This window comes from Aeromonas oralensis (assembly GCF_049665575.1).
GTDB classification, from domain to species: domain Bacteria; phylum Pseudomonadota; class Gammaproteobacteria; order Enterobacterales; family Aeromonadaceae; genus Aeromonas; species Aeromonas hydrophila.
Genome location: NZ_CP187186.1, coordinates 1,401,991 through 1,428,184, shown reverse-complemented (window position 1 = coordinate 1,428,184; position 26,194 = coordinate 1,401,991). Strand labels below are relative to the sequence as shown.

Genomic DNA, 26,194 nt, shown 5'->3' with positions numbered 1-26,194 from the left:
ACCCGGCCTGCACCCGAGTCGGGCTGCACGCAGCCAAGTGGCTGAAATTGTTGGCTAGTGTAGAGAGCACGCGTAGACTGTCAACACCAACCAGATCAAATTAATTGACAACAGAATATAAAATGACCAACCAAGAATTCGACCTACACCACGTCTGGCACCCCTATACCTCCCTCACCCATCCCCTGCCCTGCTATGAAGTGGCCAGTGCCAAGGGAGTGACCCTCACCCTCAGCGACGGCCGCGAACTGGTGGATGGCATGAGCTCCTGGTGGGCTTGTGTGCACGGCTATCAAGTGTCGGAGCTCGATGCAGCCGCCACTGCCCAGCTCGGCAAGATGTCCCACGTGATGTTTGGCGGCCTCACCCACGCCCCCGCCGTCGATCTGTGCCGCAAGCTGGTGGAGATCACCCCAGCCAAGCTGGATCGGGTCTTTCTGGCGGACTCGGGTTCGGTAGCGGTAGAAGTAGCGCTCAAGATGGCGCAGCAGTACTGGCACGCCAAGGGGACGCCAAGGGCCAAATTTGTCGCCCTGCGCGGCGGCTATCACGGTGACACCTTCGGCGCCATGAGCGTCTGCGATCCGGATGGCGGCATGCACGAGCTCTACAAGGGCTTTCTGCCCGAGCACCATTTTGTCGAAGCGCCCAGCTGCCGCTTCCACGCCGAGTGGGACGAGCAGTGCGTGGTGGAGCTCGCCACCCTGGTGGCAGACCATCACGAGGAAATCGCCGCCATCGTGCTCGAGCCCATCGTGCAGGGCGCCGGCGGCATGCGCTTCTACCATCCCCGCTACCTGCAGTGGGTGCGCGCCCTGTGCGACGAGTTCGGCCTGCTGCTGATTGCCGACGAGATCGCCACCGGCTTTGGCCGCACCGGCCAGCTGTTTGCCTGTGACTGGGCCGGCATCAGCCCCGACATCATGTGTCTGGGCAAGGCGCTCACCGGCGGCTATCTGACGCTGTCGGCCACGCTCACTACCGAGCATGTGGCTCGCACCGTGTGTGATGGGAAGGCGGGCGTCTTCATGCATGGACCGACCTTCATGGGCAACCCCTTGGCCTGCGCCGTGGCCAATGCCTCCATCGAATTGCTGCTCGCCTCGCCGTGGCAGGAGCGGGTGCGCGCCATCGAACACCAACTCAAAACCGAACTGGTGGAACTGACCCTGCACCCGGCGGTGGCGGACGTGCGGGTGCTTGGCGCCATCGGAGTGGTAGAGATGAAGGAGCGGGTGGACGTGGCGCGCATCCAGCGCAAGTTCGTCGAACTGGGTGCCTGGATCCGGCCGTTTGGCAAGCTGGTCTATCTGATGCCCCCCTTCGTCATCAGCCCGGCACAATTAACCGTGCTGACCAACGCCATCACCGCCGCCATCCACAGCGGCGAGTTCTGAGTCAGACGTGGCAGGCCCTGCCCGACCAGGCAGGGTCTTTTGACTCTTTTTCATCAGAATGTGAGCAAGACACCAGACCCGGGCGGCCAAGACGCGTAGACTGCGCGGGTTTTACCCAACAGATGTACCGTTCCCATGCGCCTCTCCATTGCTGCCAAAATCAACTTCTTCCTGCTGTTCATCTTCTCCATGGTGCTGGTGTTCTCCGCCGCCTATCAGGCGGTGCGTGAACGCGACCTGATCCTGACCCTCATCAAGGAGCAGAGCCGCGAGCAGACCGAGGCCTACTTCGATGGCCTCAACATGCTGATGCTGACCGGCAAGATGGATGCCCGCGACACCCTGCGCGGCAAGTTTCTCGAACACGCCCACGTGGAGGATGCCCGCATCGTGCGCAGCGAGGCGGTGAGCAAGCAGTACGGGGGCGGCCACCAGAGCGAGCAGCCCAAGGACAGGTTTGATGAGCTGGCACTGGCCGGCAAGGGCAGCCTGGAGGTGGTGCACGACGGCATGCACAGCAAGCTGGTGGTGACCCGCCCGCTGCTGGCCAAGAAGGATTTTCGCGGCACCGACTGCACCAGCTGCCACCTGGTGCCGGAGAATACCGTGCTGGGGGCGGTGCGCTTTGACTACTCCCTCGACACCCTGTTTACCCGGGTCGAGCAGAACATCCTCACCTCGGCGCTGAGCCTCACCGTCATCTTCGGCCTGGGTCTGTTGCTGACCCTCTGGGTCATCCGCACCTGGATCGTCCGCCCCCTCAACCAGCTGACCCGCTCCATGGAGGAGGCCACCGACCTGCACGACTTCGGCCACCGGCTGGAAGGGGATGAAGGGGACGAGATTGGCCGGGTGGCGCTCGCCTACAACCAGATGCTCGACAGCGTGGAGCGTCAGCTCGGCAAACGACCCGCCGCGCCGGTGGAGGGGAGCGAGCAGAAGGCGACAGAGAGAAGAAAAGAGGACTAGCCCAGGTAGTAGAACAGCAGACTGGCCATCAGGATCAGCAGCAAGATGGTCAGGTGCACCCGCCCCGTGTCCTCCTGCCGCCGGCAGCGTCGGCGCTCCGCCAGCAGCACCGCCAGGGTCAGCAGGCAGCATCCCCAGAGCCCGTGCAGCAGCCAGGGGGTGAGCAGGGGATCCCAGCTCTGGCGTACCCTGACCCCGCCATAGACCAGAAAACCGTAGGCCGTCTGTGGTCTGGCGAAATGATAGAGGGAGAGCAGGACGATGAAGCCGCCCCAGCAGAGCATCACCAGCCCCTGCAACACCCGTGTCAGCCGGTCCGGCCCCCGTCGCAGCTCTTTCACGTCCATCCCCCGTCCAACTGGCCTGCCAATCCGCCGATAGGCGCCGAAATCCCCCCCAGAGTCCGACATTTTTGCTTGTTTATCAAACCTGCGCGGGTAAGATTGACGGCTTAGTCTGCCATGATGGGCCAAGATTGCCCGGGCCAGACCCCAAGTGTTGCAAATAGCGCTGCAAGAACAAGCTGGAGACAATATTTCGATGACGCACGCATCCGTAGTAGATGTGCTGACCGGTAAGTATGCGGTCGGCACCACCCAGACAGTCAAAGGGTGGATCCGGACCCGCCGCGATTCCAAGGCGGGGATCTCATTTTTGGCCATCTCCGATGGCTCCTGTTTCCATCCGGTACAGGCAGTCGTCCCCAATACCCTGGCCAATTACGAGAATGAAGTGCTGCGTCTGACCACGGCTTGCTCGGTGGAAGTGACCGGTCTGGTAGTCGAGTCTCAGGGTAGCGGCCAGGCGTTCGAACTGCAGGCCACCGACGTCAAGGTGGTGGGCTGGGTCGAAGATCCGGACACCTACCCCATGTCCGCCAAGCGTCACAGCATCGAATACCTGCGCGAGCAGGGCCACCTGCGCGCCCGCACCAACATCGTCGGCGCCGTGACCCGGGTACGCAACTGCCTCTCCCAGGCCATCCACCGCTTCTTCCACGAGCAGGGCTATCTGTGGATCGCCGCGCCACTCATCACCGCCTCCGACACCGAAGGCGCAGGCGAGATGTTCCGCGTCTCCACCCTGGACATGGAAAACCTGCCGCGCACCCCGCAAGGCAAGGTGGACTATGACAAGGACTTCTTCGGCAAAGAGACCTTCCTGACCGTATCCGGCCAGCTCAACGTCGAAACCTACGCCTGTGCGCTGTCCAAGGTCTACACCTTCGGGCCCACCTTCCGCGCCGAAAACTCCAACACCAGCCGCCACCTGGCCGAATTCTGGATGGTTGAGCCGGAAGTGGCCTTCGCCGATCTGGAAGACAACGCCGCCCTGGCCGAAGCCATGCTGAAGTATGTCTTCAACGCGGTGCTGAGTGAGCGCCGCGACGATCTGGAGTTCTTCGCCCAGCACGTGGACAAGGACGCCATCGGTCGTCTGGAGCGCTTCGTCGCCTCCGACTTCGCCCAGATTGACTACACCGACGCCATCGAAGTGCTGAAAAACTGCGGTAAGAGCTTCGAGTTCCCGGTCTCCTGGGGTATCGACCTCTCCTCCGAGCACGAGCGCTACCTGGCCGAAGAGCACTTCAAGTCCCCGGTGGTGGTGAAGAACTACCCGAAAGACATCAAGGCCTTCTACATGCGCCTCAACGACGACGGCAAGACCGTCGCCGCCATGGACGTACTGGCCCCGGGTATCGGCGAGATCATTGGTGGCTCCCAGCGTGAAGAGCGTCTGGACGTGCTGGATGCCCGTCTGGCCGAGATGGGTCTGAACAAGGAAGACTACTGGTGGTATCGCGACCTGCGCCGCTACGGTACCGTCCCGCACTCCGGTTTCGGTCTGGGCTTCGAGCGCCTGGTGGTTTACGTGACCGGCATGGGCAACGTCCGCGACGTGATCCCCTTCCCGCGCACCCCGCGCACCGCCGAGTTCTGATTACAGGACGTTGCCTTAAAAGCCGACCTCAGGGTCGGCTTTTTGTTGCCCGTCCGGCGGCCGGACGGCCTTGCCAGCACCACAATTAATCACTCTTGCCCCCCCTCCGTCACGCCACCTTGCTGACACACCCGCCCCGCGCCAGCCGTTGAGCCCCATACGCTGCCACTTATTGCCCTCGAAATAACAAAAACGTTAATACGTGGTTTTTATGACGTTAAATCAAAAATCGATGAGTTATTGAAGTACCTCAAATTTTTGCCCTTTTTTGGCAGGCACAATAACCACTAACCCTTTAGGGCTAAATAAAAAACAGACAATCCCGGTCCATGAGCCCAACACAGCACAGACATGGATTAAATAACGCGAGGTAATGGAATGATCTTGATGGAGTTTTTGGTGGTACTCGGCTGCTTGCTGCTGGGTACCCGGTTTGGGGGCATGGGGCTGGGTCTCATCAGCGGTATCGGTCTGTTCCTGTTGACCTTCGTGTTCGGTCTCACCCCGGGCGAACCGCCGGTGCAGGTGATGCTGACCATACTGGCGGTGATCGGCTGTGCTGCCACCCTGCAGACCGCCGGCGGTCTCAACCTGATGATGCAGGTGGCCGAGCGTCTGCTGCGCCGCCACCCGCAATACATCACTATCCTGGCACCGCTCACCACCTGGACCCTCACCTTCCTGTGCGGTACCGGCCACGTGGTCTACACCATGTTCCCCATCATCGCCGACATCGCGCTGCAGAAGAACATCCGCCCCGAGCGCCCGATGGCTGTCGCCTCCGTCGCCTCCCAGATGGCGATCTGCGCCTCGCCGGTCTCCGTTGCCGTGGTCTCCATGGTCTCCATCCTGGCGGCCGGTCACGGCATCGGTCAGGCCTACAGCCTGCTCGACATCCTGATGGTAGCCATCCCCTCCTCGCTCACCGGGGTCATAGTCGCGGCCCTCTGGAGCCTGCGTCGCGGCAAGGATCTGGACAAAGACGAAGAGTTTCAGGCCAAGATCAAGGATCCGGAACAGCGTGCCTTCGTCTACGGCGGTGGTGAGACCCTGCTCAACACCAAGTTCCCGAAAGAGGCCTACTGGTCGACCTGGATCTTCTTCGCCGCCATCGCCGCCGTGGTGGTGCTGGGGGCCGACGCCTCCCTGCGCCCGGTGTTCGAGATGGGCGGCAAGACAGGCCCGCTCTCCATGAACCTGGTGATCCAGATGATGATGCTGATTGCCGGTGCCATCATCCTGATGCGCTGCAAGGTCAAGCCGGGTGACATCTCCAACGGCGCCGTGTTCAAGGCCGGCATGGTGGCGATCTTCTCGGTATTCGGGGTCGCCTGGATGAGCGAAACCTTCTTCCAGGCCCACATGCCGCTGCTGAAAGAAACCCTGGCCCACGTGGTGCAGGCCCAGCCCTGGACCTATGCCCTGGTGCTGTTCCTCATCTCCAAGCTGGTCAACAGCCAGGCTGCAGCCCTGACCGCCATCGCTCCCATGGGGCTGGCGCTGGGTGTGGAGCCCAAGCTGCTGATCGCCTTCCTGCCGGCGAGCTACGGCTACTTCGTGCTGCCGACCTACCCGAGCGATCTCGCCTGTATCGGTTTCGACCGCTCCGGCACCACCCGCATCGGCAAGTTCATCATCAACCACAGCTTCATCATTCCGGGTCTGATCGGGGTCGCCACCTCCTGTACCCTGGGTTATCTGCTGACCAGCATACTGCTCTAAGCAACAGGCACCGCTTAGCCAGTCCAGCAGGCCCCCACCCGGGGGCCTGCTGTTTTGCCCCCTGCCCTATCCCGCTTTGCCAACCGCCCGCACTCTGGGTAGCATGACCCCTCTTTTCTTTGCGGAATCTCCCCCATGTCTCGCGTCATCGTGCTCTGGAGCGGCGGCAAGGATGCCATGCAGGCCCTCTGCCATGCCCGCGAGGCGGGTCATCAGGTGGTGGCACTGGCCACCTTTGCCCCGCCCGAACCCCGCTTTCTGGCCCATCCCCTGTCGCAGGTGCGTCGGCAGGCGGCGGCCCTCGGGCTGCCCCATCTGCTGCTCACCATCGAAGCGCCGTTCGATCTCGGTTATGAAACGGCGCTGGCGGCATTGAAAGAGGAGTGGCGCCTGGATGGAGTGGTCACCGGCGATATCGACAGCGTGGGGGGCGCGCCGAACTGGATCCGCGAGCGCTGCCGCCCGCTTGGTATCAAAGTCCACACCCCGCTCTGGCAGCAAAGCCGCGAGGCGCTGCTGGCGGATCTGCTGACCCGCGGCATCGTCGCCCACCTCTCCTGCGTCGATACCAAAGTGTTGGCCTCCGAGTGGGTGGGGCGCACCCTCGATGCCACCACCCTCGCCGAGTTGCAGCAGCTGGCGGCAAGCCAGGGCTTCGATGCCTGCGGCGAGCAGGGGGAGTACCACACCATGGTGACCGACGGCCCGGGCTTTGCGGCGCCGCTGGTGCTCGGCCACTGGCAGGTTGCCCGTCAGGAGCAGCTCGCCTATCTGCTGGAGGATGAGGGGTAGCAGGACAGCTCGTCTGAACCGGCATGCCAGATAAAAAATGGGAGGCGATGGCCTCCCGTTTTGCTTGTCTTTGACGACGACCTAGTTGGCCAGCTTGCCCAGCACCCGCTGCAACAGGCGGATGCGCGGCTCGATGCTATCGAGCAGCAGGAATTCCGCCTCCGAGTGGAAACCGCCGCCCATGGGGCCGAAGCCATCCAGCGACGGCACACCCGCAGCGGCGGTGAAATTGGCATCGGAGCCGCCACCGGCCTCCAGCCAGTTGAAGGAGATCCCCTCCTCTTTCGCTGCCGCCTCCACCTGCGCCATCACGGCCTCGGTGTCGCCACTCGGGCGCATCGCCGGCTTGAAGCTCTGGCGATCCACCTCGACCCGACAGCCCGTGAGGAAGGGGTTGTTGGCCATAAAGGTGAACCGCTCGTGCACCGCTGCCGCCTCTGCATTGCTCCAGAAGCGCAGATCGACGATCGCCTCGGCAAAGTCGGGCACCACATTGACGCCGGTACCGCCCTGTACCACGCCGACGTTCATGGTGGTGCCAGTCTCCATATTGACCTGTTCGTTGATGGCGAGCACCCAATGAGCCAGCTCTGTGATGGCTGAGACCCCTTCGGTTAGCGCCGAACCGGCGTGGGAGGCCTTGCCGTGGAAGGTAATGCGGTACTTGGCATTGCCCTTGCGGGCGCTGATGAGATCACCGCTCGGGCGCGCCGCTTCGGCCACCAGCACGCAGCCACTCTGCTTGGCTTTTTCCACCAGCCACTCTTTGGACCAGGGGGAGCCAATCTCCTCGTCGCAGTTGCAGCAGACCAGCACCTTGAGCTTGGCCAGCACGGCGGGCTCCATCTCTTTGAGGGCATACCAGGTGGAGAGCAGGCCGCTCTTCATGTCCGACACGCCGGGGCCAAAGGCCTGATTGCCTTCGATTTTCAATGGGCGCTTGGCCGCCGTCCCCTCGGGGAAGACGGTGTCCATGTGGCCCACCAGCATCACGTCGTAGTGGCTGGCGCCGGGGGCATTGGTTGCCTCGAGGCAGGGGCCGCACTCGGCGGCAAACTGGTGGCGGGTCACCTGCCAGCCGATGGCTTCATATTTCTCGGCCATGATATCGGCGACCCGAGCCACCCCGGCCGGGGTGCGGGTACCGCAATCGAGATTGATGAGCGGGGCCAGATCCGCCAGGTAGGCGTCCAGGGAAAAAGCGTTGCGAGAGTCTGTCATTGTCATCTCCTGGGACGGGAGGACACACCTCCCGCCCGACGGCCGAATGAAAGGGGCGGACGACCCGGGCCGTCCGCCACCCGGTTACATAAACAGCAGATAGTTGAGGGTGAGCGCGGTCACCAAGGCGCCGGCCATGGGCACGCAGGTGCGTTTGACCACCACGAAGGGGGAGACCTTGGCGATGCCCGCACAGGCGATAAGCACCGCCGCGATGGGGGAGACGGTGCGACCGATGCTGGAGGCGAGTTGCATCGGCAGCAGCATGGTCACCGCAGGTACGCCGAACTTGGCCGCCACCGCCGGTGCCAGGGTCGAGAAGCTGAGGAACGCCGCATTGCCAGAGCCCATGATGGCCGCCGCCACCATGATGAGTCCCACCATCACCAGCGTCATCAGACCGCTGCCGATACCGGCATTGCTGGCAGAGTGCAGCAGGGTGTCGATGGCGCCGATGGCCTTGAGGGATTCCGCGAACAGCTCGGCGCAGACGATGAGCGCCACCACGGGGCCGAACACCTTGCCCATGCCGTCGAGGAAGCTGGAGAGCCCCGCGAAGGCGGTGCGCACCGAGCGGGTTCGCAGCAGCTCGCACAGCATGCCGATAAAGACGGACAGCAGCATGGCCACCTCCACGCTGACGCTGATGGTGGTCACCAGTAGTTTGGAGAAGGTCATCATCAGCACGAAGGGGATGATGGGCAGCAGGGCATACCAGGTGGGCGCCGCTACCGCCTCGGTGCCCTGCTCGTCCAGCTCGGCGTGTTCGCCGCGATGCAGGGCCGGATCCCAACCATCCTGGCGGTCACAGTGCCGCTGCCAGAAGAAGTGCAACACCATGGTCACCAGCAGCATGGGGGCCACCAGCCAGATCTGGTAATCGACGAAATAGCTGGTGGGATCCATGCCGGATTGGCCGGCGGAGAAGATGGCGTTGGTCTGGGTCGGGCCAATCTCGAACGCCTGGGAGGTGGCGATGACGCCGCAGGCGGAGGCCGGGCTGATGCCGAGGTTGCGCATCACCGGGTACATGGTGACCATCAACAGCAGGCCAAGGCCGGTGGCGGAGGTAACGAACAGGGAGACGAAGACCGCCACCAGGTAGCAGATGGCCAGCATCAGGTAGCTGGACTGGATGCCCGCCACCGGTTTGACCGCCACCCGCACCAGCGCCTGGGAGGCACCGATATGGGACATGTAGGTGGCAAAGCCGGCCACCGCCATGATGGTGAGGCCGAGCCCCGCCGCCCGGTAGGAGAAGATCCCCTTGAACACCTCGAACAGGTCGAACAGGGCGAAGCCGGTGCTCTTGTCGGCGGGCAGAATCGGGTGCAGTCCCAGCCAGTAGGCGACGGTGAAGATGGCCATGCCGGCCAGCGCCAGCACCGCCTGCGGGTTGTAATCCTTGACGATGCCGTAGACCACGGCCAGCAGTACGAGCAAGACGAAGACGAGTTCCAAATATTCACTCCTGATAAAGTTATCGAGGAGCGAAATCTAGTGGTCTGACCGCGCTTTCCCATTGATCCCCGTCAAGAAAGATGGCTTGATCACTTTTCAATGAAACAAAATGCTACTCAATTAACAAAAAACAGCAATTTAAACTAAAGACAAACCTTTAGAATCCCTTTGCCACGCGTTCTGGCGAATAACCTCAGGCTTTTTTGCTTTGGATCAACGTCAGGGGCCAGTGAACTGGCCAAGATGCGCATCGACACACAGCGACCGTTTCGCGCCGGAGAGAGTTATGACAGACCGAGCCAACGCAGGCATGACGACCTGCGACTACAAGCTATGGGATATCCTCGTCGAGTCTGCAAAGGAACGCACCACCATTCGTTACTCCAAGCTGGCCAGGCAGGCCGGGCTGGAGAATTGCCAGGATGAGCTGCGCACGCTGCTGCAACGCATCCGCATGTACTGCACCGAGCACCAGTTGCCGATCCTCTCCGCCATCGTGGTGGACGATGTGGGCAAATATACCGGCCTCTCCTCCAGTCTGCCGGAGGCCCCCTGGGAGCGTGCCAAGGTGTTTGACTACCAGTGGCCGGTTGCGCCCTGAGTCATCCACCCCTCACAATAACGCGCCCGCCGGCGCGTTTTGTACTTCTTTGGGCCCCTTTTCCTGAACCGCAGGCAAAAAAAACCCGCCGAGACGGCGGGTACTAAGCAAGCAACGCTCTGGATGACCAGAGTAAAGAGTTCAGGCTGTCGAATCTTGCCACCTCCGGCACCACGCGAAAGAGGTAACAGGACAACATGGGTTTGCATAAATCGCTGATTTATCCAAGCTTCATGCTGACCATCGACGGGAAACGAGACTAAAGTGAAGGCCCTGCTTAAGGAAATGATTTATTAGTATTCCATTATGCACAGAATGAATTTACGAGGCGTCGACCTCAACCTGCTGGTGGTGCTCAAGGCACTGCTGGAGGAGCGCAACACCACCAAGGCCGCCGAACGGCTCGCCATGAGCCAGCCAGCCGTCAGCCGGGCACTGGCCCGCTTGCGTCTGCTCTATGACGATCCCCTGCTGATCCGCACTCCCCAGGGCATGGAACCCACCGCCCGGGCGGAGGCCTTGCTGTTGCCACTGCGGGAGATCCTGCACGACATCGAGCAGACCTTCAGCCCCCCCGAGCAGCTCGACCCCGCCCAGTTCGAGGGAGTGCTGCGCATCGGGGCCCACACCTATGTGGAGTACGTGATGATGCCGAGCCTGCTGGCCCGGCTGCAGCAACAGGCCCCCAACCTGCGCATCCACATGGTGCCGCTCAATGCGGACTACGAGAGCCAGCTCGACGAAGGGGTCATCAGCATGGTGATCAGCAAGCAGGACGAGGTGCCCGGTCGTTTTCGCCGCATCCCGCTGTTCGAAGACAAGCTGATCTGCGCCGCCCACCGCAGCCACCCGCTGCAGGGCCAGGTGCTGTGCATAGAATCCTTCGCCCAGGCCCAGCACCTGCTGGTCGCTCCCCGCGGCAGCGAAGGGGGCATCGTCGATGATCTGCTGGCCGCCCACGGCATGACCCGGCACACCCCCTTGATAGTGCAAAGCTTTCTGGCGGCCCCCTTCATCCTGCCGTGCGCGCCTCTGCTGCTTACCTCCCCTGCCCGGGTGCTGCGCCCGCTGATGCCGCTGCTGGATCTGGTGGAGTACGAGACCCGCTTCGCCCTGCCCACCTTCGAAGTGAGCCTCATTCGCCATCGTCGCGACGACAACAACGCCATGCTCAACTGGTTCGAATCCGAACTGCACCTCTGGTGTCGCACCCAGAGCGAACTCTGATGCCCGCCGGCGCGTCCCGCGCCGGGCACTTTTCCCCTCCCCCCAGGCCCGACCAGCGCCTCGCCCCACCTCCCCCATGCGCATCGGCGTTGCCTTGAGATCGCCACAATGCCAGAATCGGGCCTCTTCTTGATTTCCCGTTTCAGGACTCAAGTTTCAGCTTTCCGGGCCCATGCCCGCAGACAAGGACTCCCCATGGCCACCACCCTCTATGGCATCAAGAACTGCGACACCATCAAGAAAGCCCGCAAGTGGCTGGAGCAGGCCGGCATCGACTACCGCTTTCACGACCACCGTGCCGACGGCCTGAATCCGGACGATCTCGACCGCTGGCTAAGCCAGCTCGGCTGGGAAGCGCTGCTCAACAGCCGCGGCACCACCTTTCGCGCCCTGCCGGACGAGGCCAAGCAGGGGCTCGACACCGCCAAGGCGCGTGCCCTGTTGCTGGAGCACCCGGCCATGATCAAGCGCCCGCTGCTGGACCGGGACGGCGAGCTGACTCTGGGCTTCAAGGCCGATCAGTACCAATCCCTCTTCTCTCGTTAAACTTTTTTGCTAAGGAACGCTGATGTCGGATGTCATCGCACTGGCCAAGGATCTGATCCGCCGCCCCTCCGTTACCCCGCTGGATGAAGGGTGCCAGACCCTGATGGCGGAGCGCCTCGCCAAGCTCGGCTTCGTCATCGAGCCCATGGTGTTCGAAGACACCACCAACCTCTGGGCCCGCCGCGGCAGCGAGGGGCCGCTGTTCTGCTTCGCCGGCCACACCGACGTGGTGCCCGCCGGCCCACTGGACAAATGGCATACCCCGCCGTTCGAGCCGACCATCCAGGATGGCGTGCTCTACGGCCGTGGCGCCGCCGATATGAAGGGCTCGCTGGCCGCCATGGTGGTGGCGGTCGAACGCTTTGTCGCCGAACATCCGGATCACACAGGGTCGATCGCCTTCCTGATCACCTCCGATGAAGAGGGGCCCTTCATCAATGGCACCACCCGGGTGATCGACACCCTGGAAGCGCGCCACGAGAAGATCACCTGGTGCATCGTCGGCGAACCCTCCTCCACTGCCGTGGTCGGCGATGTGGTGAAGAACGGCCGGCGCGGCTCCATCACCGGCGATCTGCTGGTGCGCGGGGTGCAGGGCCACGTCGCCTACCCCCATCTGGCGGACAACCCGATCCACAAAGCCGCGCCGGCGCTGGCCGAGCTCGCCGCCACCGTGTGGGATGAGGGCAACGCCTACTTCCCCCCCACCAGCTTCCAGATAGCCAACATCTCGGCGGGCACCGGCGCCTCCAACGTCATTCCTGGCGAATTGCACGTCCAGTTCAACTTCCGCTTCAGCACCCAACTGACCGACCAGGATATCCGCGAGCGTGTCGAGGCCTTGCTGGACAGGCACGGTCTGGATTACCAGATCAGCTGGACCCTCTCCGGCCAGCCCTTCCTCACCGACACTGGCAAGCTGCTGGCGGCAGCGGTCTCTGCCATCGAGGCGGTAAACGGCCAGCAGCCAGCCCTGCTCACCACCGGGGGAACGTCCGATGGACGCTTTATCGCCCCCACCGGCGCCGAAGTGATCGAGCTGGGCCCGGTCAACGCCACCATCCACAAGGTGAACGAGTGCGTGAAGGCGGACGATCTGGATCTGCTGGCAGACATGTACCAAGGGGTGCTCGCGAGGTTGCTGGCATGACCCAGGAGCAACTGCTGGGGTTGGATGAAGGTCACCTCATCCTGGTGGGGCAAGGCCCGCACCGGCTGACGGCCGCCACCGCGGCGGCCTTCAACGACATGCAGGTGGCCGCCGCCCACGCCGGTTTCAACCTGCAGCCCGCCTCCAGCTGGCGCGGCTTTGATCGCCAGCTCGCCATCTGGAACGGCAAGTGGCGCGGCGAGCGGCCGCTGCTCGATGCCCACAGCCAGCCCATCGATGCCCTGCAACTGAGCGACGAGGAGCGCCTCCACGCCATCCTCCGCTGGAGCGCCCTGCCCGGCACCAGCCGCCACCACTGGGGCACCGATCTCGACATCTACGACCCGGACTGCCTGCCCGCCGGCACCAGGCTGGCGCTGGAGCCCTGGGAGTATGAAGCCGGGGGCTGGTTCGCCGACCTGAGCGAGTGGCTTGAGGATCGCATGAACGACTTCGGCTTCTTCCTGCCTTACGCCAAACCGGTCGGTGCCGGCAGCGGGGTTGCCTATGAGCCCTGGCACCTCAGCTTTGCGCCTGAGTCACGCGAGCAGCGGCTCGACCCGGCCGCGCTGGCACTTTGCCTGCAACAGGTGGATATTGAAGGCAAGGCGACCATACTGGCCAACCTCGACGAGATCCTGGCCCGCTATGTCACCCTGGCCACCGACGAAAGGAGTAGCACATGAACCTCTGGCTCTGGATAGGCTTGCCACTGCTCTTCCTGCTCGGCCTGTTTCTCAACGCCATCAAGGACATGAAGCGACTGGAGAAAGAGCTGCCCCGCTACAAGGACAAGATCCGGGAAGTGAAGGACGACGAGGACGACTGACTCGAGTCCGCCGACAGGGGCACCCACGGGTGCCCCTGTCGCTATCTGCCCACTTTGTGAACATCATCACGTTGCTCATCGCGCTGGCGACACCGGCGACCCCCTTTCGACGGCCAGAACCCTTCGCAGCCATGACACTAAAAATGTAAAAAACTGCAAATAAATGCACAATTAAGCCACACCGAGCCCAACAAACTGCATATAATGTGCCTGATTTGCATTTTGACAGAAGGAGTTCGCCATTGGATGCCGTCACCATCAACAGTTTTTTCCTCGTCGCGGCCTTGTTGGTGGGCGCCAGTGTCCTGTTGAGCGCGCTCTCCTCCCGTCTCGGTATCCCCATCCTGGTGATCTTCCTCGCCGTCGGCATGCTGGCCGGTGAAGATGGCCCCGGCGGCATCCACTTCGCCGACTACTCCATCGCCTATCTGGTGGGCAACCTGGCGCTTGCCATCATCCTGCTCGACGGCGGCATGCGCACCCGGGTCTCCTCGTTTCGAGTGGCGCTCTGGCCCGCGCTCTCGCTGGCCACGGTCGGGGTGGCCATCACCACCGGCCTGACGGGCCTGGCCGCCGCCTGGCTGTTTGATCTCAACCTGATGCAGGGGATGCTGATCGGCGCCATTGTCGGCTCCACCGATGCGGCCGCGGTCTTCTCCCTGCTTGGCGGGCGCAGCCTCAACGAGCGGGTCAGCGCCACCCTGGAGATAGAGTCGGGCAGCAACGATCCCATGGCGGTGTTTCTCACCGTCACCCTGATCGAGGTGCTGGCCAGCGCCCAGCAAGACCTCAACGCCGGCTTTCTGCTGCTGCAGCTACTCAAGCAGTTCGGGCTGGGCGCCGGCATCGGCCTTGGCGGCGGCTGGCTGCTGTGGAAGCTCATCAACAGCGCCAAGCTTGCCCCCGGCCTCTACCCGCTGCTCACCGTCAGCGGCGGCCTGCTCATCTTCGCCCTCACCACGGCGGTGGGGGGCAGCGGCATCCTCGCCATCTATCTCACCGGCCTCTTGCTCGGCAACCTCTCCCTGCGCAGCCGCAGCACCACCTTGTCGGTGCTGGACGGCCTGACCTGGCTCAGCCAGATCGGCATGTTCCTGGTGCTGGGGCTGCTCGCCTCCCCCCACAAGCTGCTGCCCATCGCCCTGCCGGCGCTGGCGCTGGCCATGTGGATGATCCTGTTCGCCCGCCCCATCTCGGTCTGGATCGGACTGCTGCCGTTCAAGAACTTCGCCCCGCGCGAGCGCTGGTTCATCTCCTGGGTCGGCCTGCGCGGCGCGGTGCCGATCATTCTGGCGGTATTCCCCATGATGGCGGGGCTGCCCAACGCCCAGCTCTACTTCAATGTCGCCTTCTTCGTGGTGCTGGTTTCGCTCATCTTGCAAGGCAGCTCGCTGCCGCTGGCCTCCAGGCTGGCGCGGGTGGAGGTACCGGCGCCCCCCTCGCCCATCAACCGCTCCGGGCTCGAGATCGATCTCGACAGCCAGTGGGAGACCTTCGTCTATCGCCTGAGCGACGAGAAGTGGTGCATCGGCTCGCCGCTGCGGGATCTGCGCATGCCCAAGGGCACCCGCATCTGCGCCCTGTTCCGGGATCAGGAGTTGCTGCACCCCTCGGGCAGTACCTGTCTGCAATCCGATGACATCCTCTGTGTCATCGGCCACGAGCGCGACCTGCCCGCCCTCGGCCAGCTGTTCAGCCAGGCGCCGGAGCAGGATCTGGGCCCCCGCTTCTTCGGCGACTTCCTGCTGGAGGCGGCCGCCAACCTGGTGGATCTCGCCCCGCTGTACGGGCTGGATGTGAGCGAGGTGGCGGATCAGACCCTTGGCCATTTCATTGCCCACCAGTTGGGCGATAATCTGGTGGTCGGCGACCACGTCGAATGGCAGGGACTGATCTGGACCGTGGCCGAAATGGACGAGGGTGAGCCCCGCAAGATCGGGGTGCGCTTTCTGGAAGAAGATCCGGTCTGATCGTCGTTGTCTGCCTCGTCCTCTGCGAGAAGGGAGTTACCTATGCCTTACCAAACCCTGTTGTCCGGCTTGCAACCCCCTTCGCCCCAGCTGGGGGTGATCGAGGGCTTCTTTGGCAAGGGCTGGAGCTGGGAAGCCCGCGCCCGCTACGCCCAGTGGCTGCCCCGCCACGGTTACGGCTTCTATCTCTATGCCCCCAAGGAAGATGGCTATCTGCGCAAGCACTGGGCCAAGCCTTGGCCTGCAGCCCAGCTCGAGGCGCTGCGCCAGCTCGCCCGCCAGTGCCGCGACAACGGCCTCGCCTTCGGGGTGGGCCTGAGCCCCATGGGCGCGCACCACGACTATGCCCGCCAGCGGCCAGCCCTGCTGGAAAAGGTGCGGCTCATCGAGGAGGAGCTCAAACCCGACATCCTGGCCGTGCTGTTTGACGACATGAAAGGGGATACCCCGGATCTCGCCCACTGGCAGCTCACCATCGCCCACGATATTGCGGCCCACACCCGTGCTGGCCGACTGCTGTTCTGCCCCAGCTACTACAGCACGGATCCCGTGCTGGAGAAGGTGTTCGGCGCCATGCCACCCCACTATCTGCAGGATCTGGGTCAGGGGCTGGACAAGCGCTTCGAGATCTTCTGGACCGGCCCCAAAGTCTGCTCCAGCGACTATCCGGCAGCCCACCTCAAGCAGGTGGCCGAGTGGCTGCATCGCAAGCCGTTCTTGTGGGACAACTACCCGGTCAACGACGGCAGCAAGGCCAGCAGCTTCCTGCACCTGCGCGCCTTCGAGAACCGCCCGGCGGAACTCGCCGAGCTGACCTCAGGCCATGCGGTCAACCCCATGAAGCAGGCGGCGCTGTCGGTGCTGCCGCTGGCCACCCTGCCGATGAGCTACAAGCTCGGCAAGCAGTACGATCCGGACAAGGCGCTGCACGCCTCTCTCAATGCCACCTGCGGCCCACAGATCTCCGCCATGATCCAGGCCGATCTGCCGCTGTTTCAGGACATAGGGCTGGCCCAGCTGACCCCTGAGCAGGTGGCCCATCTCAAGGCCCGCTACCTGCCGTTTCGCGACCAATCCTGCGTCGGCGAGATCCTGCGCTGGCTGGATGGCGAATACGTGTTCGACCCGGACTGCCTGACCGACTGACCCCCACCACAGAGACCCTGCCACAGGAGGCTGTATGGATGCGTCCCTGATTTACCAGAACCTGGCGGTGATCGCCGCCTTTCTGCTGGTCTACAGCCTGATCGCCGGGCGCTTTGAATCGCGCCTCGTCAACGGTCCCCTGCTGTTTCTGCTGATGGGCTGGTTGCTGGGGCCGGGCGGCATCGAGCTGATCTCCCTCTCCATCGACAGCGACAGCATCAAGCTCTTGGCAGAGCTGACCCTGGTCATCGTGCTGTTCAGTGACGCCGCCAACACCAACTGGCAGGTGCTGCAAGCCAACCGCGCCCTGCCCATCCGGCTGCTGCTGATCGGTCTACCGCTCACCCTGGCAGCCGGCTCTCTGTTCGGTCACTGGCTCTTCCCCGACTTGCCGCTGCTGGAGATGGCCATCCTCTCCACCATACTCGCCCCCACCGATGCGGCGCTCGGCAAAGCCGTGGTGAGCAACCCGGCGGTGCCCGCCCCCATCCGGGAAGGGCTCAACCAGGAGAGCGGCCTCAACGACGGCATCTGCGTGCCTGTGCTGCTCCTGCTGCTCGCCCTCATCGCCCCTACCGAGGAGCACACTGGCACCGCGACGCTGGCTCTCACCTTGCTGCTGGAGGAGATCGGCATCGGCCTGCTGGTGGCCTGGGGGCTGACCAGCCTCACCCTGCGCCTGCTCAAGACCTCCTACCTCAACGGCTGGCAGCTGCCGCTCTGGCGCCAGCTCACCATGCCAGGACTGGCCCTGCTCTGCTTCGCGCTGGCCCAGACCCTGGGCGGCAGCGGCTTCATCGCCGCCTTCGTCGGCGGCCTGCTGATGGGTCGCAAACTGGGGGAACACAAGCACGCCTATATGGACAGCTGCGAGGGGTATGGCGATCTGCTCTCGGTGGTGATCTGGATGGTGTTCGGCGCCACCCTGATGCCCATGCTGACGGAGCTGCTGCACTGGCAATACTGGCTCTATGCCGCCGCCAGCCTCACCCTGCTGCGCATGCTGCCAGTCTGGCTGAGTCTGCTCGGCACCGGCCTCAAGCCAGAGCTCAAGCTCTTCATCGGCTGGTTCGGCCCGCGGGGACTGGCCAGCATCGTCTTTGCGGTGATGGTGCTGCAGCACGAGCCAGCCCTCCTCGGCCAGCGCCCCATCATCGCCACCGTGCTCTGCACCATCATCCTGAGCGTCATCCTGCACGGCCTGACCGCCAACCCCTGGGTCGCCCGCTTCAAGCCCCATTGATCCATTGAGGGGATGCGCCGCCAACGAAAAAGCCCCGGGATCACCCCGGGGCTTTTCTTTATGAGGCTATCAGGCACCAGGCGCGCCCAGCCAAGCCTGCCCTAGGAGCTCGACCCGTCGGCCTGGGCCCGGTAGACCAGGATCCCCGGCTTGTTCTGCACGTACTCCAGGAAGGGGGAGTCCACCACCTGCATCTTGCTCGAGAGGGAGGAGGCATTGCGCAGCACGGGGCCATTCTCGCCACGGATGAAGATGCCGGTGTGGGTCACATCGAGCCCGGCGAGATCGGTATAGATGCCGATGTAGTCGCCCTCTTCCAGCAGGCTCAGGGTGTTCTCGTCGATGCTGGCGGAGGGAATGTAGGTGATGTCCCGCGCCGTCACCCCCAGCCCCGGAATGTAGTGGCCACCGTCCGCCTTCTGGTTGAGCTGCTTGGCCGTGGTCACCACGGCGCCCCCCACCAGATGGGTCACGTCGTTCACCTTGTTGTCACCGTGCACCCAGTCGGAGAAGAAGTGCTTTCTGGTCAGGTAGTTGACCTCACCATTCACGTAACGAGTGTGCATCACGTTCTCGATGAAGTGATGCACACTCGTTGCGCGACGCAGTGACTCGACGTAATCCAGATAGGTGAAGCAATCGAGCCCGCCAAAATCCACCACCAGCTGCTCTTGGGTATCGCTCGAGCCGACCAGCCGGTTGGCGACGTAGGGATTGCCCAGAAAGAGCCCGGAAAAATCCCTGATCGACTGACCCGGCGAGCCCTGCTGCCGGGCAAACAACTCGATAAGCTGCGGCTCCTTGATGTTGTAAAAATCGAGGTTCCTCTCTTTGTCGGCGACCGCCGCGCCGGCAAAGAGGAGCAATGCGATGCTGGTTAGCCTCATCATCCTTAATTCTCCTTGCTCAGAATGTTAAAAACGGACCGTTTGCATCCTCGTGCGGCTGCAAGCGAATGCCATTCGAGACTGACGATATTGCGGCCGTTTGCAAACCGGATAAATGTAAGCAAATGTGGCCAGCCTCCCCCATCCCGTCCCAACGGCCGCATTCATGCTCGCTCCTTGTATCCGCAGGCATCACGAAAAAGCCCCGCTGGGCGGGGCTTTTCGGCAGAATCAGACCAGCTGGCAAGCGATGGCATCAACCCAGCGCCAGCCAGACCCCTACGCCAAACATCAGGGAGCCGGCGATCCGGTTCATCAGGGTGACGTTGCCGCTCTTGGCGAGGAAGTGGCGCAAGGTGCGGCCACCGCTGGCGTAGAGCAGCAGGCAGGAGAACTCGATGATCAGGATCAGGGCCACTAGGGCGCTGATCTGCGGCGCCATCGGCTTAGCCGCGTTGATGAAGGGGGGCAGCAGGGAGACCATGAAGGCCCACCCCTTGGGGTTGGCGATGGCGGTAACGAAACCCTGCATGGCCAGCGCCAGGGGACGGGTCTCCTGGGCCGCCGACAGATCCGCCGGGATCGCCAGCTTGCCTTTGGCCTGCCACATCTGGATGCCGAGCCAGATAAGATAGGCCCCGCCCACGTATTTGAAGGCGGCAAACAGCGCCGGGTAGTTGAGCATGACGGCCGCCACCCCAATCACCGACAGTACCGACACCAGGCCGACCCCGATGAGCTCCCCCCACATCATGTGCAGGGTTCGGCGCACCCCCAGACTCATGCCGAGGGTCATCGCCAGGGTCATGCACATGCCGGGGGTCACGGAGACAAAAAAGAACGTGGGAATAAACAGCGCCAAAATGGCAGGATCGATCCAGTCGGACACACTACACCTCCATGGTAACAGACCGACGATCTTGCCTATCACATTCATTTAACACAAGAAAAAACCTTTTCGTTCAGCATGATTTCAGCCATAAAAACCTGTGACAAGGTTTGTCGCGCCTGTGTAAGATGCCGCCTTGTTCCTCTTCTGGGTCAGGATCTTTCATGTCATTGAACAACCTCTCTATCCGTCTGCAAGTCCTCATTCCTCTCCTGCTCGCCAGCCTGCTGATGCTCCTGATGATCGGGATCGGCAAGCAGGACATCGACAGCGCCATCGGCGACATGAACGACACCACCGTCAGCGTAACCCGTCACAAGGACGATATCGCCACCCTGATCCACGCCACCTACCGGCTGCGCACCACCGCCATCTATGGCCTCTACGACCCCGAACGCTTTGCCACGCTGCCAGGTGACCTGACCGCCGCCGAACAGGAGATCGGCGCCATCCTGACCAGACTGGCCATCGCCGGCGCCGAGCAGGACAACAGCCGGGTGGCGTCCGCCCTGCAGGCCTACCTCGGCCACACCCGCAACAACATGCTGCCGCTGCTGGCCGCCAAGCACCAGGGCAGCGGCGATCCCGCCGCCTATGAGCAGGCCCGCCTGCGCTTTCGCGAACTGGGGGAAGATCTCATCAAGCAGATCGATGCCATGTCGGCCCATATCAACCAGCTGATCCAGGATGAGATCGCCCAGGAGCAGGCCCACTACCACGCCACCCTACTGCGTACCCTGCTGCTGATGGGGGCAGCCCTGCTGGCCGCCCTGTTCGGCGGCTGGTGGCTCTCCGGCCGGATCGTGCGCCCCATCGGCCAGCTGCAGCAGGTGATGCGCGCCGTGGCCCAGGGCCGCTTCAACGTGCGCGCCGCCGCCGACGGCGACAACGAGCTGAGCCAACTGGCCGCCGACATCAACCAGACCCTGACCCAGCTTGGCAACACCATCCAGACCCTGACCGGCATCAGCGGCAACGTGGCCTCCGCCGCCACCGAGCTCGCCGCCGTGATGACCCAGTCCGAAGCCAACGCCCAGCAGCAGCGCAGCGAGACCGAGCAGGTGGCCTCCGCCGTCACCGAGCTGGCCAGCACCGCCGACAACGTCAACCACAACGCCGCCCTGGCCGATGAACTCGCGCGCGATGCCAACGACAGGGTCGAGCAGGGGCTGACGCTGTTTGCCGAGAGCATCCAGGCCAACAGCCGCATGGCGGGCAGCCTCGAGAGCGCCGCCGCGCAGGTGGCCCAGCTCAAGTCCCAGTCAGAGCAGATCGGCAAGGTGATCGAGGTCATTCAAGGGATTTCGGAGCAGACCAACCTGCTGGCCCTCAACGCCGCCATCGAGGCCGCTCGCGCCGGCGAAACCGGCCGCGGCTTTGCGGTGGTGGCCGACGAGGTGCGCATGCTGGCAGCCCGCACCCAGGACTCCACCAAGGAGATCCAGGCCATCATCGAGCAGTTGCAGAGCCAGTCCCAGTCGGCCAACTGCGGCGTGCAGGAGACCCTCGCCATCCTGGCCCACAACCAGCAACTCTCCGGCGAAGTGCAGGCGCTGCTGGGTGGCATCACCGAAGCAGTCAACCAGATCAACGGCGCCAACGCCCAGGTGGCCACCGCCGCCGAGGAGCAGTCCTGCGTCACCGCCGATATCAACCGCAACATCACCAACATCCACGAGATCGTCAATCAGAACGCGGCCGGCATCAGCCAGAGTGCCGCCGCCAGTCACGAACTGTCACAGCTCGCCGAGCAGCAGCGCAAGCAACTGGCCCAGTTCCAGCTGTAACCACGCCCTCGTGAGTGCAGACAAGGCCCCGGATCCGGGGCCTTGCTGTTAATGAAGCTGACGGCTTGTTGTTGTTTTAAACGCTCTTTTTATAACATGGCTTCATTAGGGGCTGGGCTACCTCGCCAAATGTGGGTATGGTAGAGGCACGTCACTCCCCCTCATGCGAGATCATCATGAAGCTGTCCTTCAAGAAACCGGCCTTCATCGGCCTCGGGCTCATCGCCCTCGTCTCCGCCATCTGGCTCGATTTCTATCTGCCGGAGCACACCATCGCCACCATCACCGGGGTCGAGGTGAAACGCACCGACAAGGATGGCCCCATCAGCCAGAAGAACCCGGCCGACGGTCCCACCACCGACGTCTACTACATCTATACCGAACGGCCCGGCGAGAAGATCCGCGTATTCCGCAACGAAGACACCGAGTGGGGCTGGCCCTTCTACTTCAAGTTCAACGCCGCCGACGTGCAGGCCAAGGCCAAGTCGATGGAGTTCGAAAAACGGCTGGCCATCATTACCTCCTACGGCTGGCGCATCAACATGTTCTCCATGTTCCCCAACGTCACCAAGATTGAGAGCACCGAGCCCGACGCCTCCACCTGGAGCTTCTTCCGCTGGTTCTGGTTCGGCATCTGGGCTCTGGTGATGGGCAAAGCCGCCATCACCACCTGGCGCTACTTCGATCGGCTCGAGGATGAGATATGAGCGACGCCGCTTGCCGGAGGAACGGACAATGAGTGAGCCGAGCAAGACGCGCACCAGCTTCTATCGCCGGCTCTACGTGGCCTGGCTCATCAGCCAGGGCACGGATACGGTGCCAGCCATCATGGAGGCGACCGGCATGCCGCGCCGCACCGCGCAGGATACGCTCAGCGCCCTGGCCGAGCTGGACATCAGCTGCGGCTTCGAGCAGACCGAGGGGGCTCGTCATCTGCAGGGGCACTATCGCATCAGTGACTGGGGACCCATCAATCCTGCCTGGATAAAGGCCCAACTGCCGGCCATCAAGGAGACATTGGGTTACCCCTGAAGCCGCGGACTTGATCGTCTGTGACTGGGGCAAGCCAATCCGTCAAATAAAGAAGGGCCAGCCGACAAGGCTGGCCCTTCTTGTATCAGTGGCCCGGCTGACAGAGCCCTCACTCGGGGAACGGCTCCTCCGGCAATGGATCCTGGGTCTCCCCCTTGGTGCAGTCGATGATGGAGCGCTTGGGGTTGTTGGGGTCGCGCAGCAGCAGGGGCGCCAGCCCGGCGTCGTGCTGCTGCTCGTCGGAAAACTCGCTGCCATAGGCGTTGTGGGTCAGACGCCGCGCATTGGCGATGGGGGTATCCACAAACAGGGCATGCACCTCGAAGGTGGACGAGGGGATGAGAAAGCCGCTGATGGGCAGACCGTGCAGATCCTGGCGGGTCTTGTACCAGGCAAAGCCGTCCGTCACCTTGTAGGGGGTGAAGTGTTTGAGCTGCGGATGCACCGGCTGGCCGGTCTCGCTGTCGAGATAAAGATCGTCCAGCTCGCAGGTCGCCAGTCCCTGCCACATCGATTCGAACGGCGTGGCACACCCCGTCAGTTGCAACCCGGCCAGCAGTGCCAGCCCTGTCTTCCACATCGCTTCGCCCCTTCTTGCAAGAGTGGAACTGCGTTCAGTCAAAGGCCCGCAGCCGCGTGACCAGCAGATCGATAAAACCGGCCCGATCCAACCCCAGCAACACCAGCGCATTGGCCGCTTTGCCGGTCAGACCGTAACGATCCACCACCGTCATGCCGCTAGTATGGGTGCCGCCGGTCTCGATATCGACCCGGCACTCGACCCCGTGAAACAGTGCGGGGGCCAGCAACCAGGCAATGGTACAGGGGTCGTGCAGAGGCGCGCCAGCAAATCCCCACTTGGGATCCCGGTGGTAGATCATGAAAAAGTCGAGCAGACCGGCCACGCACTGGGCCACCGGATTGGTGATAGCGCGTACCCGTTCGATATCCTCGTCCATCACCTGCGCCTCATGGGTCACGTCCAGCCCGCACATGGTGATGGGGAGCCCCGACTTGAACACCATATCGGCCGCTTCCGGGTCCACATAAATGTTGAACTCCGCCGCTGGGGTCCAGTTGCCTGCTCCCGCTGCGCCGCCCATCAGCACGATGCGGGCGATCTTGGATTTGAGCTCGGGGTGGGCCGCCAGCAGCAGGGCGATGTTGGTGAGCGGGCCGGTCGGCACCAGGGTCACGGGCTCAGGGCTCTCGCGCAGGCACTTGGCCATCAGCTCAAGGGCGGTCATGGCCACGGGGGCAAAGCCCGGATCCGGCAGTTTGGGGCCATCAAGACCCGATTCGCCGTGGACGTTGTCGGCAATGATCAGCTCCCGGGCCAGCGGCTTGGGCGCCCCCGCCGCCACCGGAATGTCGTCACGCCCCAGCAGGGTGAGGATGCGCAGGGCATTGTTGAGGGTCTTGTCCGGCGTCTGGTTGCCGGCGCTGGTGGTGACCGCCAGCACCTTGAGTTCGGGGCTGGCCAGCGCCAGGATGAGGGCGATGGCATCATCGTGGCCGGGATCGCAATCGAGAATAACAGGCAACACCATGGACGGACTCCTTACAACATGACAGGGAGCCATACCTTAGCAAGCTGCGGCAGGATTAACTCTGGAGGGAGTCACAAAACGCCTTGGCCAAACAGATCAATCACTTGCCAACGGCACTCAAGTCAGTTCGCCGCGCTTCGCCGGTTCGGGTATGATCCCCCTCCCTTTTCTAACCGTGCGCCCCATGTCCGTCATCGTCGACACCTTCATCGCCCCGCCCTGTGCGGCCACCATCGAGATCCTGTTCGAGGATGAGCACCTGCTGCTCATCAACAAGCCGAGCGGCCTGCTGAGCCTGTCGGGCAAGAACCCGCAGAACCTCGACTCGGTGCACCATCGTCTGGTGCAGGATTATCCCGGCAGCGCCCTGGTCCATCGCCTCGACTTTGGTACCTCGGGCATCATGCTGGTGGCCAGGAACAAGGCTATCAACGCCCTGCTCTGCCGCCAGTTCAGCCAGCGCACGGTGAGCAAGGCCTACAGCGCCCTGCTGTGCGGCCACCTGGCCGAAGACGAAGGGGTGATCGATGCCCCTATCGCCAAGGATCCGGCGCTGTTTCCGCTGATGAGCATCTGCACCGTCAACGGCAAACCCGCCCGCTCCCGCTATCAAGTGATTGAGCGGCTGGAGCAGCAGATTCAGGGACAGACAGTGCCGCTGACCTGGGTCAGACTGGTGCCGGAGACCGGCCGCACCCATCAGCTGCGCATCCACAGCCAGCAGCTGGGCCATCCCATCCTTGGTTGCGATCTCTATGGCGGCCTGCTGCCGCCCGGCTGCGAACAGGCGCCGCGGCTGATGCTGCACGCCTGTGAACTCGATTTTGTTCATCCGGTCAGCGGCGAACTGATGCAGATCAGCTGTGAGGCCCCCTTTGCGCAGGCGCTGGCGGCCATGACGGGGCAACCGGGGTAACCCGAAGCAGGGAAACAAGGGGCAGGCAAGCAGAAGAGGAGCAAAACGGTAAACGGCGGATAAAGATAGGGGCCGTGCTTTCGCAACGGCCCCCACCCCCCACTCGGTGTGGTGCTATCAGATCAGCTTGCGGGCGGCGCCCAGTACGATCTTGATGGCATCAGATTCGGTTTTCGCCATGGTCTCGGCGTTCGGGATTTCCTGCTGGGTACGGTTGACAATGACGCCAGCCACCATACCGGCACGCAGGCCCTGGCTGGTGCACATGGTCAGCAGGGTGGCAGATTCCATCTCGTAGTTCAGCACGCCCATGGCTTGCCACTCTTTCATGGAACCCTGGAACCGGCTCACGACGCGGCCGGATACGGTGTCGTAACGCTCCTGACCCGGGTAGAAGGTATCGGAGGAGGCAGTCACACCGATGTGCAGCTTGGAACCCAGCTCTTTGGCGGTGTTGACCAGCGCTGTGGTGCAGTCGAAGTCAGCCACGGCCGGGAACTCCATCGGCGCGAAGTGCAGGCTGGCACCGTCGAGGCGCACGGAACCGGTGGTGACGATCACGTCGCCCACGTTCAGGTGCGGCTGGATGGCGCCGGTGGTGCCGATGCGCAGGAAGGTACGGATGCCCAGCTGAGCCAGCTCTTCCACCGCGATGGAAGTGGACGGGCCGCCGATACCGGTGGAGCAGATGATCACGGCCTTGCCGTCCATCTCGCCGCGCCAGGTAGTGAATTCACGATGGCTGGCCAGGTGCACCGGGTTATCCAACAGCTCTGCGATGCGCTTCACGCGCTCGGGATCACCAGGGACGATCGCCAGGGTGGCGCCTTGCAGATCCGCTTTCTTCAAACCCAAGTGAAATACATCAGACATAGTGGACTCCTGGTTGCTCCCCACCAGCATGGTCAGGGCGCAAGT

The 26,194-nt window shown here is 63.1% G+C and carries 26 protein-coding genes; 18 read left to right on the top strand and 8 right to left on the bottom strand.

Going from position 1 to position 26,194, the window contains the following annotated elements; genetic code table 11:
* The first annotated feature begins 122 nt into the window (after positions 1-122).
* Together bioA and ACPDZI_RS06935 are read left to right on the top strand one after the other, a co-directional pair.
* Entirely contained in the window at positions 123-1,397 is a 1,275-nt protein-coding gene (gene bioA, locus ACPDZI_RS06940) for an adenosylmethionine--8-amino-7-oxononanoate transaminase (protein WP_226033240.1), read from the top strand.
* Between the two features lie 135 nt (positions 1,398-1,532).
* On the top strand, positions 1,533-2,366 hold the full coding sequence (locus ACPDZI_RS06935; protein WP_226033239.1) for a HAMP domain-containing protein: 834 nt from the start codon (positions 1,533-1,535) through the stop codon (positions 2,364-2,366).
* Here ACPDZI_RS06935 and ACPDZI_RS06930 read toward each other — a convergent pair.
* A complete protein-coding gene (locus ACPDZI_RS06930) occupies positions 2,363-2,713 on the bottom strand; it encodes a hypothetical protein (RefSeq protein ID WP_438834250.1) in 351 nt (116 codons plus the stop codon). The genes ACPDZI_RS06935 and ACPDZI_RS06930 overlap by 4 nt on opposite strands.
* 193 nt (positions 2,714-2,906) lie before the next feature.
* Here ACPDZI_RS06930 and asnS point away from each other — a divergent pair, with 193 nt between their 5' ends.
* The 3 genes from asnS to ACPDZI_RS06915 all read left to right on the top strand — a co-directional run bounded on the left by asnS (position 2,907) and on the right by ACPDZI_RS06915 (position 6,821).
* Positions 2,907-4,307: an asparagine--tRNA ligase gene (gene asnS, locus ACPDZI_RS06925; RefSeq protein WP_268030362.1), complete on the top strand. Its 1,401-nt coding sequence runs from the start codon at positions 2,907-2,909 to the stop codon at positions 4,305-4,307.
* Between the two features lie 378 nt (positions 4,308-4,685).
* Positions 4,686-6,029, top strand: coding sequence for an anaerobic C4-dicarboxylate transporter (locus ACPDZI_RS06920; protein ID WP_076361279.1), 1,344 nt, complete (start codon positions 4,686-4,688; stop codon positions 6,027-6,029).
* Positions 6,030-6,164: 135 nt separating this feature from the next.
* Positions 6,165-6,821 (top strand): hypothetical protein, encoded by a 657-nt coding sequence (locus ACPDZI_RS06915; RefSeq protein ID WP_438834249.1) that lies wholly within the window; start codon positions 6,165-6,167, stop codon positions 6,819-6,821.
* A gap of 81 nt (positions 6,822-6,902) precedes the next feature.
* On the opposite strand, the gene ACPDZI_RS06910 is transcribed toward ACPDZI_RS06915, so the two are convergent.
* Positions 6,903-8,042 (bottom strand): M20 family metallopeptidase, encoded by a 1,140-nt coding sequence (locus ACPDZI_RS06910; protein WP_438834248.1) that lies wholly within the window; start codon positions 8,040-8,042, stop codon positions 6,903-6,905.
* 84 nt (positions 8,043-8,126) lie between these two features.
* The gene (gene dcuC / locus ACPDZI_RS06905) at positions 8,127-9,503 is read right to left on the bottom strand and encodes a C4-dicarboxylate transporter DcuC (RefSeq protein ID WP_438834247.1); all 1,377 of its coding nucleotides are present in this window, start codon (positions 9,501-9,503) and stop codon (positions 8,127-8,129) included.
* A 286-nt stretch (positions 9,504-9,789) separates the two neighbouring features.
* Between dcuC and ACPDZI_RS06900 the strand changes: the two genes are divergently transcribed.
* From ACPDZI_RS06900 to ACPDZI_RS06860, 9 genes are all read left to right on the top strand, one after another.
* Positions 9,790-10,104: a hypothetical protein gene (locus tag ACPDZI_RS06900; RefSeq protein ID WP_016350173.1), complete on the top strand. Its 315-nt coding sequence runs from the start codon at positions 9,790-9,792 to the stop codon at positions 10,102-10,104.
* A 315-nt stretch (positions 10,105-10,419) separates the two neighbouring features.
* Complete coding sequence (locus ACPDZI_RS06895) at positions 10,420-11,331, top strand: LysR family transcriptional regulator (RefSeq protein WP_005298997.1); 912 nt, start codon at positions 10,420-10,422, stop codon at positions 11,329-11,331.
* A gap of 195 nt (positions 11,332-11,526) precedes the next feature.
* Complete coding sequence (locus ACPDZI_RS06890; protein ID WP_438834246.1) at positions 11,527-11,877, top strand: ArsC family reductase; 351 nt, start codon at positions 11,527-11,529, stop codon at positions 11,875-11,877.
* Between the two features lie 22 nt (positions 11,878-11,899).
* Positions 11,900-13,027, top strand: a complete 1,128-nt coding sequence (gene dapE, locus ACPDZI_RS06885; RefSeq protein ID WP_438834245.1) for a succinyl-diaminopimelate desuccinylase — start codon at positions 11,900-11,902, stop codon at positions 13,025-13,027.
* Complete coding sequence (locus ACPDZI_RS06880) at positions 13,024-13,713, top strand: M15 family metallopeptidase (protein ID WP_438834244.1); 690 nt, start codon at positions 13,024-13,026, stop codon at positions 13,711-13,713. The genes dapE and ACPDZI_RS06880 overlap by 4 nt, the downstream gene beginning before the upstream one ends.
* Entirely contained in the window at positions 13,710-13,856 is a 147-nt protein-coding gene (locus tag ACPDZI_RS06875; protein WP_005298986.1) for a hypothetical protein, read from the top strand. The genes ACPDZI_RS06880 and ACPDZI_RS06875 overlap by 4 nt, the downstream gene beginning before the upstream one ends.
* Positions 13,857-14,098: 242 nt before the next feature.
* On the top strand, positions 14,099-15,826 hold the full coding sequence (locus tag ACPDZI_RS06870; RefSeq protein WP_011705375.1) for a potassium/proton antiporter: 1,728 nt from the start codon (positions 14,099-14,101) through the stop codon (positions 15,824-15,826).
* Positions 15,827-15,868: 42 nt separating this feature from the next.
* On the top strand, positions 15,869-16,972 hold the full coding sequence (locus tag ACPDZI_RS06865; RefSeq protein ID WP_024943852.1) for a beta-N-acetylglucosaminidase domain-containing protein: 1,104 nt from the start codon (positions 15,869-15,871) through the stop codon (positions 16,970-16,972).
* A 34-nt stretch (positions 16,973-17,006) separates the two neighbouring features.
* The gene (locus tag ACPDZI_RS06860; RefSeq protein WP_438834243.1) at positions 17,007-18,215 is read left to right on the top strand and encodes a cation:proton antiporter; all 1,209 of its coding nucleotides are present in this window, start codon (positions 17,007-17,009) and stop codon (positions 18,213-18,215) included.
* 101 nt (positions 18,216-18,316) lie between these two features.
* On the opposite strand, the gene ACPDZI_RS06855 is transcribed toward ACPDZI_RS06860, so the two are convergent.
* Both ACPDZI_RS06855 and ACPDZI_RS06850 read right to left on the bottom strand, forming a co-directional pair.
* Positions 18,317-19,105: a DUF1460 domain-containing protein gene (locus tag ACPDZI_RS06855; RefSeq protein WP_438834242.1), complete on the bottom strand. Its 789-nt coding sequence runs from the start codon at positions 19,103-19,105 to the stop codon at positions 18,317-18,319.
* A 253-nt stretch (positions 19,106-19,358) separates the two neighbouring features.
* Positions 19,359-19,991, bottom strand: coding sequence for a LysE family translocator (locus ACPDZI_RS06850; protein WP_076361270.1), 633 nt, complete (start codon positions 19,989-19,991; stop codon positions 19,359-19,361).
* A 164-nt stretch (positions 19,992-20,155) separates the two neighbouring features.
* Here ACPDZI_RS06850 and ACPDZI_RS06845 point away from each other — a divergent pair, with 164 nt between their 5' ends.
* The 3 genes from ACPDZI_RS06845 (at position 20,156) to ACPDZI_RS06835 (ending at position 22,810) form a co-directional block, all read left to right on the top strand.
* Positions 20,156-21,778, top strand: a complete 1,623-nt coding sequence (locus ACPDZI_RS06845; RefSeq protein ID WP_438834241.1) for a methyl-accepting chemotaxis protein — start codon at positions 20,156-20,158, stop codon at positions 21,776-21,778.
* Positions 21,779-21,954: 176 nt separating this feature from the next.
* Complete coding sequence (locus ACPDZI_RS06840; RefSeq protein WP_201886538.1) at positions 21,955-22,485, top strand: DUF1523 family protein; 531 nt, start codon at positions 21,955-21,957, stop codon at positions 22,483-22,485.
* A 28-nt stretch (positions 22,486-22,513) separates the two neighbouring features.
* Complete coding sequence (locus tag ACPDZI_RS06835; RefSeq protein ID WP_017779588.1) at positions 22,514-22,810, top strand: winged helix-turn-helix domain-containing protein; 297 nt, start codon at positions 22,514-22,516, stop codon at positions 22,808-22,810.
* Between the two features lie 109 nt (positions 22,811-22,919).
* Here ACPDZI_RS06835 and ACPDZI_RS06830 read toward each other — a convergent pair whose 3' ends face one another.
* Positions 22,920-23,390: a hypothetical protein gene (locus ACPDZI_RS06830; protein WP_016350162.1), complete on the bottom strand. Its 471-nt coding sequence runs from the start codon at positions 23,388-23,390 to the stop codon at positions 22,920-22,922.
* Positions 23,391-23,424: 34 nt separating this feature from the next.
* A complete protein-coding gene (gene rihA, locus ACPDZI_RS06825) occupies positions 23,425-24,360 on the bottom strand; it encodes a pyrimidine-specific ribonucleoside hydrolase RihA (protein ID WP_124253124.1) in 936 nt (311 codons plus the stop codon).
* 151 nt (positions 24,361-24,511) lie between these two features.
* Here rihA and ACPDZI_RS06820 point away from each other — a divergent pair, with 151 nt between their 5' ends.
* Positions 24,512-25,276, top strand: a complete 765-nt coding sequence (locus ACPDZI_RS06820; RefSeq protein ID WP_438834240.1) for an RluA family pseudouridine synthase — start codon at positions 24,512-24,514, stop codon at positions 25,274-25,276.
* A 117-nt stretch (positions 25,277-25,393) separates the two neighbouring features.
* Here the strand turns inward: ACPDZI_RS06820 and udp are convergent, their stop codons facing one another.
* Complete coding sequence (gene udp, locus ACPDZI_RS06815) at positions 25,394-26,149, bottom strand: uridine phosphorylase (protein ID WP_011705364.1); 756 nt, start codon at positions 26,147-26,149, stop codon at positions 25,394-25,396.
* Positions 26,150-26,194 lie beyond the last annotated feature (45 nt).

Excerpts from the sequence above, each read along its gene's own strand:
- ACPDZI_RS06920 (WP_076361279.1), top strand. The coding sequence starts at position 4,686 with ATGATCTTGATGGAGTTTTTGGTGGTACTCGGCTGCTTGCTGCTGGGT.
- ACPDZI_RS06835 (WP_017779588.1), top strand. The coding sequence starts at position 22,514 with ATGAGTGAGCCGAGCAAGACGCGCACCAGCTTCTATCGCCGGCTCTAC.
- ACPDZI_RS06845 (WP_438834241.1), top strand. The coding sequence starts at position 20,156 with ATGTCATTGAACAACCTCTCTATCCGTCTGCAAGTCCTCATTCCTCTC.
- ACPDZI_RS06840 (WP_201886538.1), top strand. The coding sequence starts at position 21,955 with ATGAAGCTGTCCTTCAAGAAACCGGCCTTCATCGGCCTCGGGCTCATC.
- ACPDZI_RS06900 (WP_016350173.1), top strand. The coding sequence starts at position 9,790 with ATGACAGACCGAGCCAACGCAGGCATGACGACCTGCGACTACAAGCTA.
- asnS (WP_268030362.1), top strand. The coding sequence starts at position 2,907 with ATGACGCACGCATCCGTAGTAGATGTGCTGACCGGTAAGTATGCGGTC.
- ACPDZI_RS06890 (WP_438834246.1), top strand. The coding sequence starts at position 11,527 with ATGGCCACCACCCTCTATGGCATCAAGAACTGCGACACCATCAAGAAA.
- ACPDZI_RS06930 (WP_438834250.1), bottom strand. The coding sequence starts at position 2,713 with ATGGACGTGAAAGAGCTGCGACGGGGGCCGGACCGGCTGACACGGGTG.
- ACPDZI_RS06910 (WP_438834248.1), bottom strand. The coding sequence starts at position 8,042 with ATGACAGACTCTCGCAACGCTTTTTCCCTGGACGCCTACCTGGCGGAT.
- ACPDZI_RS06915 (WP_438834249.1), top strand. The coding sequence starts at position 6,165 with ATGTCTCGCGTCATCGTGCTCTGGAGCGGCGGCAAGGATGCCATGCAG.
- ACPDZI_RS06880 (WP_438834244.1), top strand. The coding sequence starts at position 13,024 with ATGACCCAGGAGCAACTGCTGGGGTTGGATGAAGGTCACCTCATCCTG.
- ACPDZI_RS06820 (WP_438834240.1), top strand. The coding sequence starts at position 24,512 with ATGATCCCCCTCCCTTTTCTAACCGTGCGCCCCATGTCCGTCATCGTC.
- dapE (WP_438834245.1), top strand. The coding sequence starts at position 11,900 with ATGTCGGATGTCATCGCACTGGCCAAGGATCTGATCCGCCGCCCCTCC.
- ACPDZI_RS06865 (WP_024943852.1), top strand. The coding sequence starts at position 15,869 with ATGCCTTACCAAACCCTGTTGTCCGGCTTGCAACCCCCTTCGCCCCAG.
- ACPDZI_RS06830 (WP_016350162.1), bottom strand. The coding sequence starts at position 23,390 with ATGTGGAAGACAGGGCTGGCACTGCTGGCCGGGTTGCAACTGACGGGG.
- ACPDZI_RS06860 (WP_438834243.1), top strand. The coding sequence starts at position 17,007 with ATGGATGCGTCCCTGATTTACCAGAACCTGGCGGTGATCGCCGCCTTT.
- rihA (WP_124253124.1), bottom strand. The coding sequence starts at position 24,360 with ATGGTGTTGCCTGTTATTCTCGATTGCGATCCCGGCCACGATGATGCC.
- ACPDZI_RS06895 (WP_005298997.1), top strand. The coding sequence starts at position 10,420 with ATGAATTTACGAGGCGTCGACCTCAACCTGCTGGTGGTGCTCAAGGCA.
- ACPDZI_RS06935 (WP_226033239.1), top strand. The coding sequence starts at position 1,533 with ATGCGCCTCTCCATTGCTGCCAAAATCAACTTCTTCCTGCTGTTCATC.
- bioA (WP_226033240.1), top strand. The coding sequence starts at position 123 with ATGACCAACCAAGAATTCGACCTACACCACGTCTGGCACCCCTATACC.
- ACPDZI_RS06855 (WP_438834242.1), bottom strand. The coding sequence starts at position 19,105 with ATGATGAGGCTAACCAGCATCGCATTGCTCCTCTTTGCCGGCGCGGCG.
- udp (WP_011705364.1), bottom strand. The coding sequence starts at position 26,149 with ATGTCTGATGTATTTCACTTGGGTTTGAAGAAAGCGGATCTGCAAGGC.
- ACPDZI_RS06875 (WP_005298986.1), top strand. The coding sequence starts at position 13,710 with ATGAACCTCTGGCTCTGGATAGGCTTGCCACTGCTCTTCCTGCTCGGC.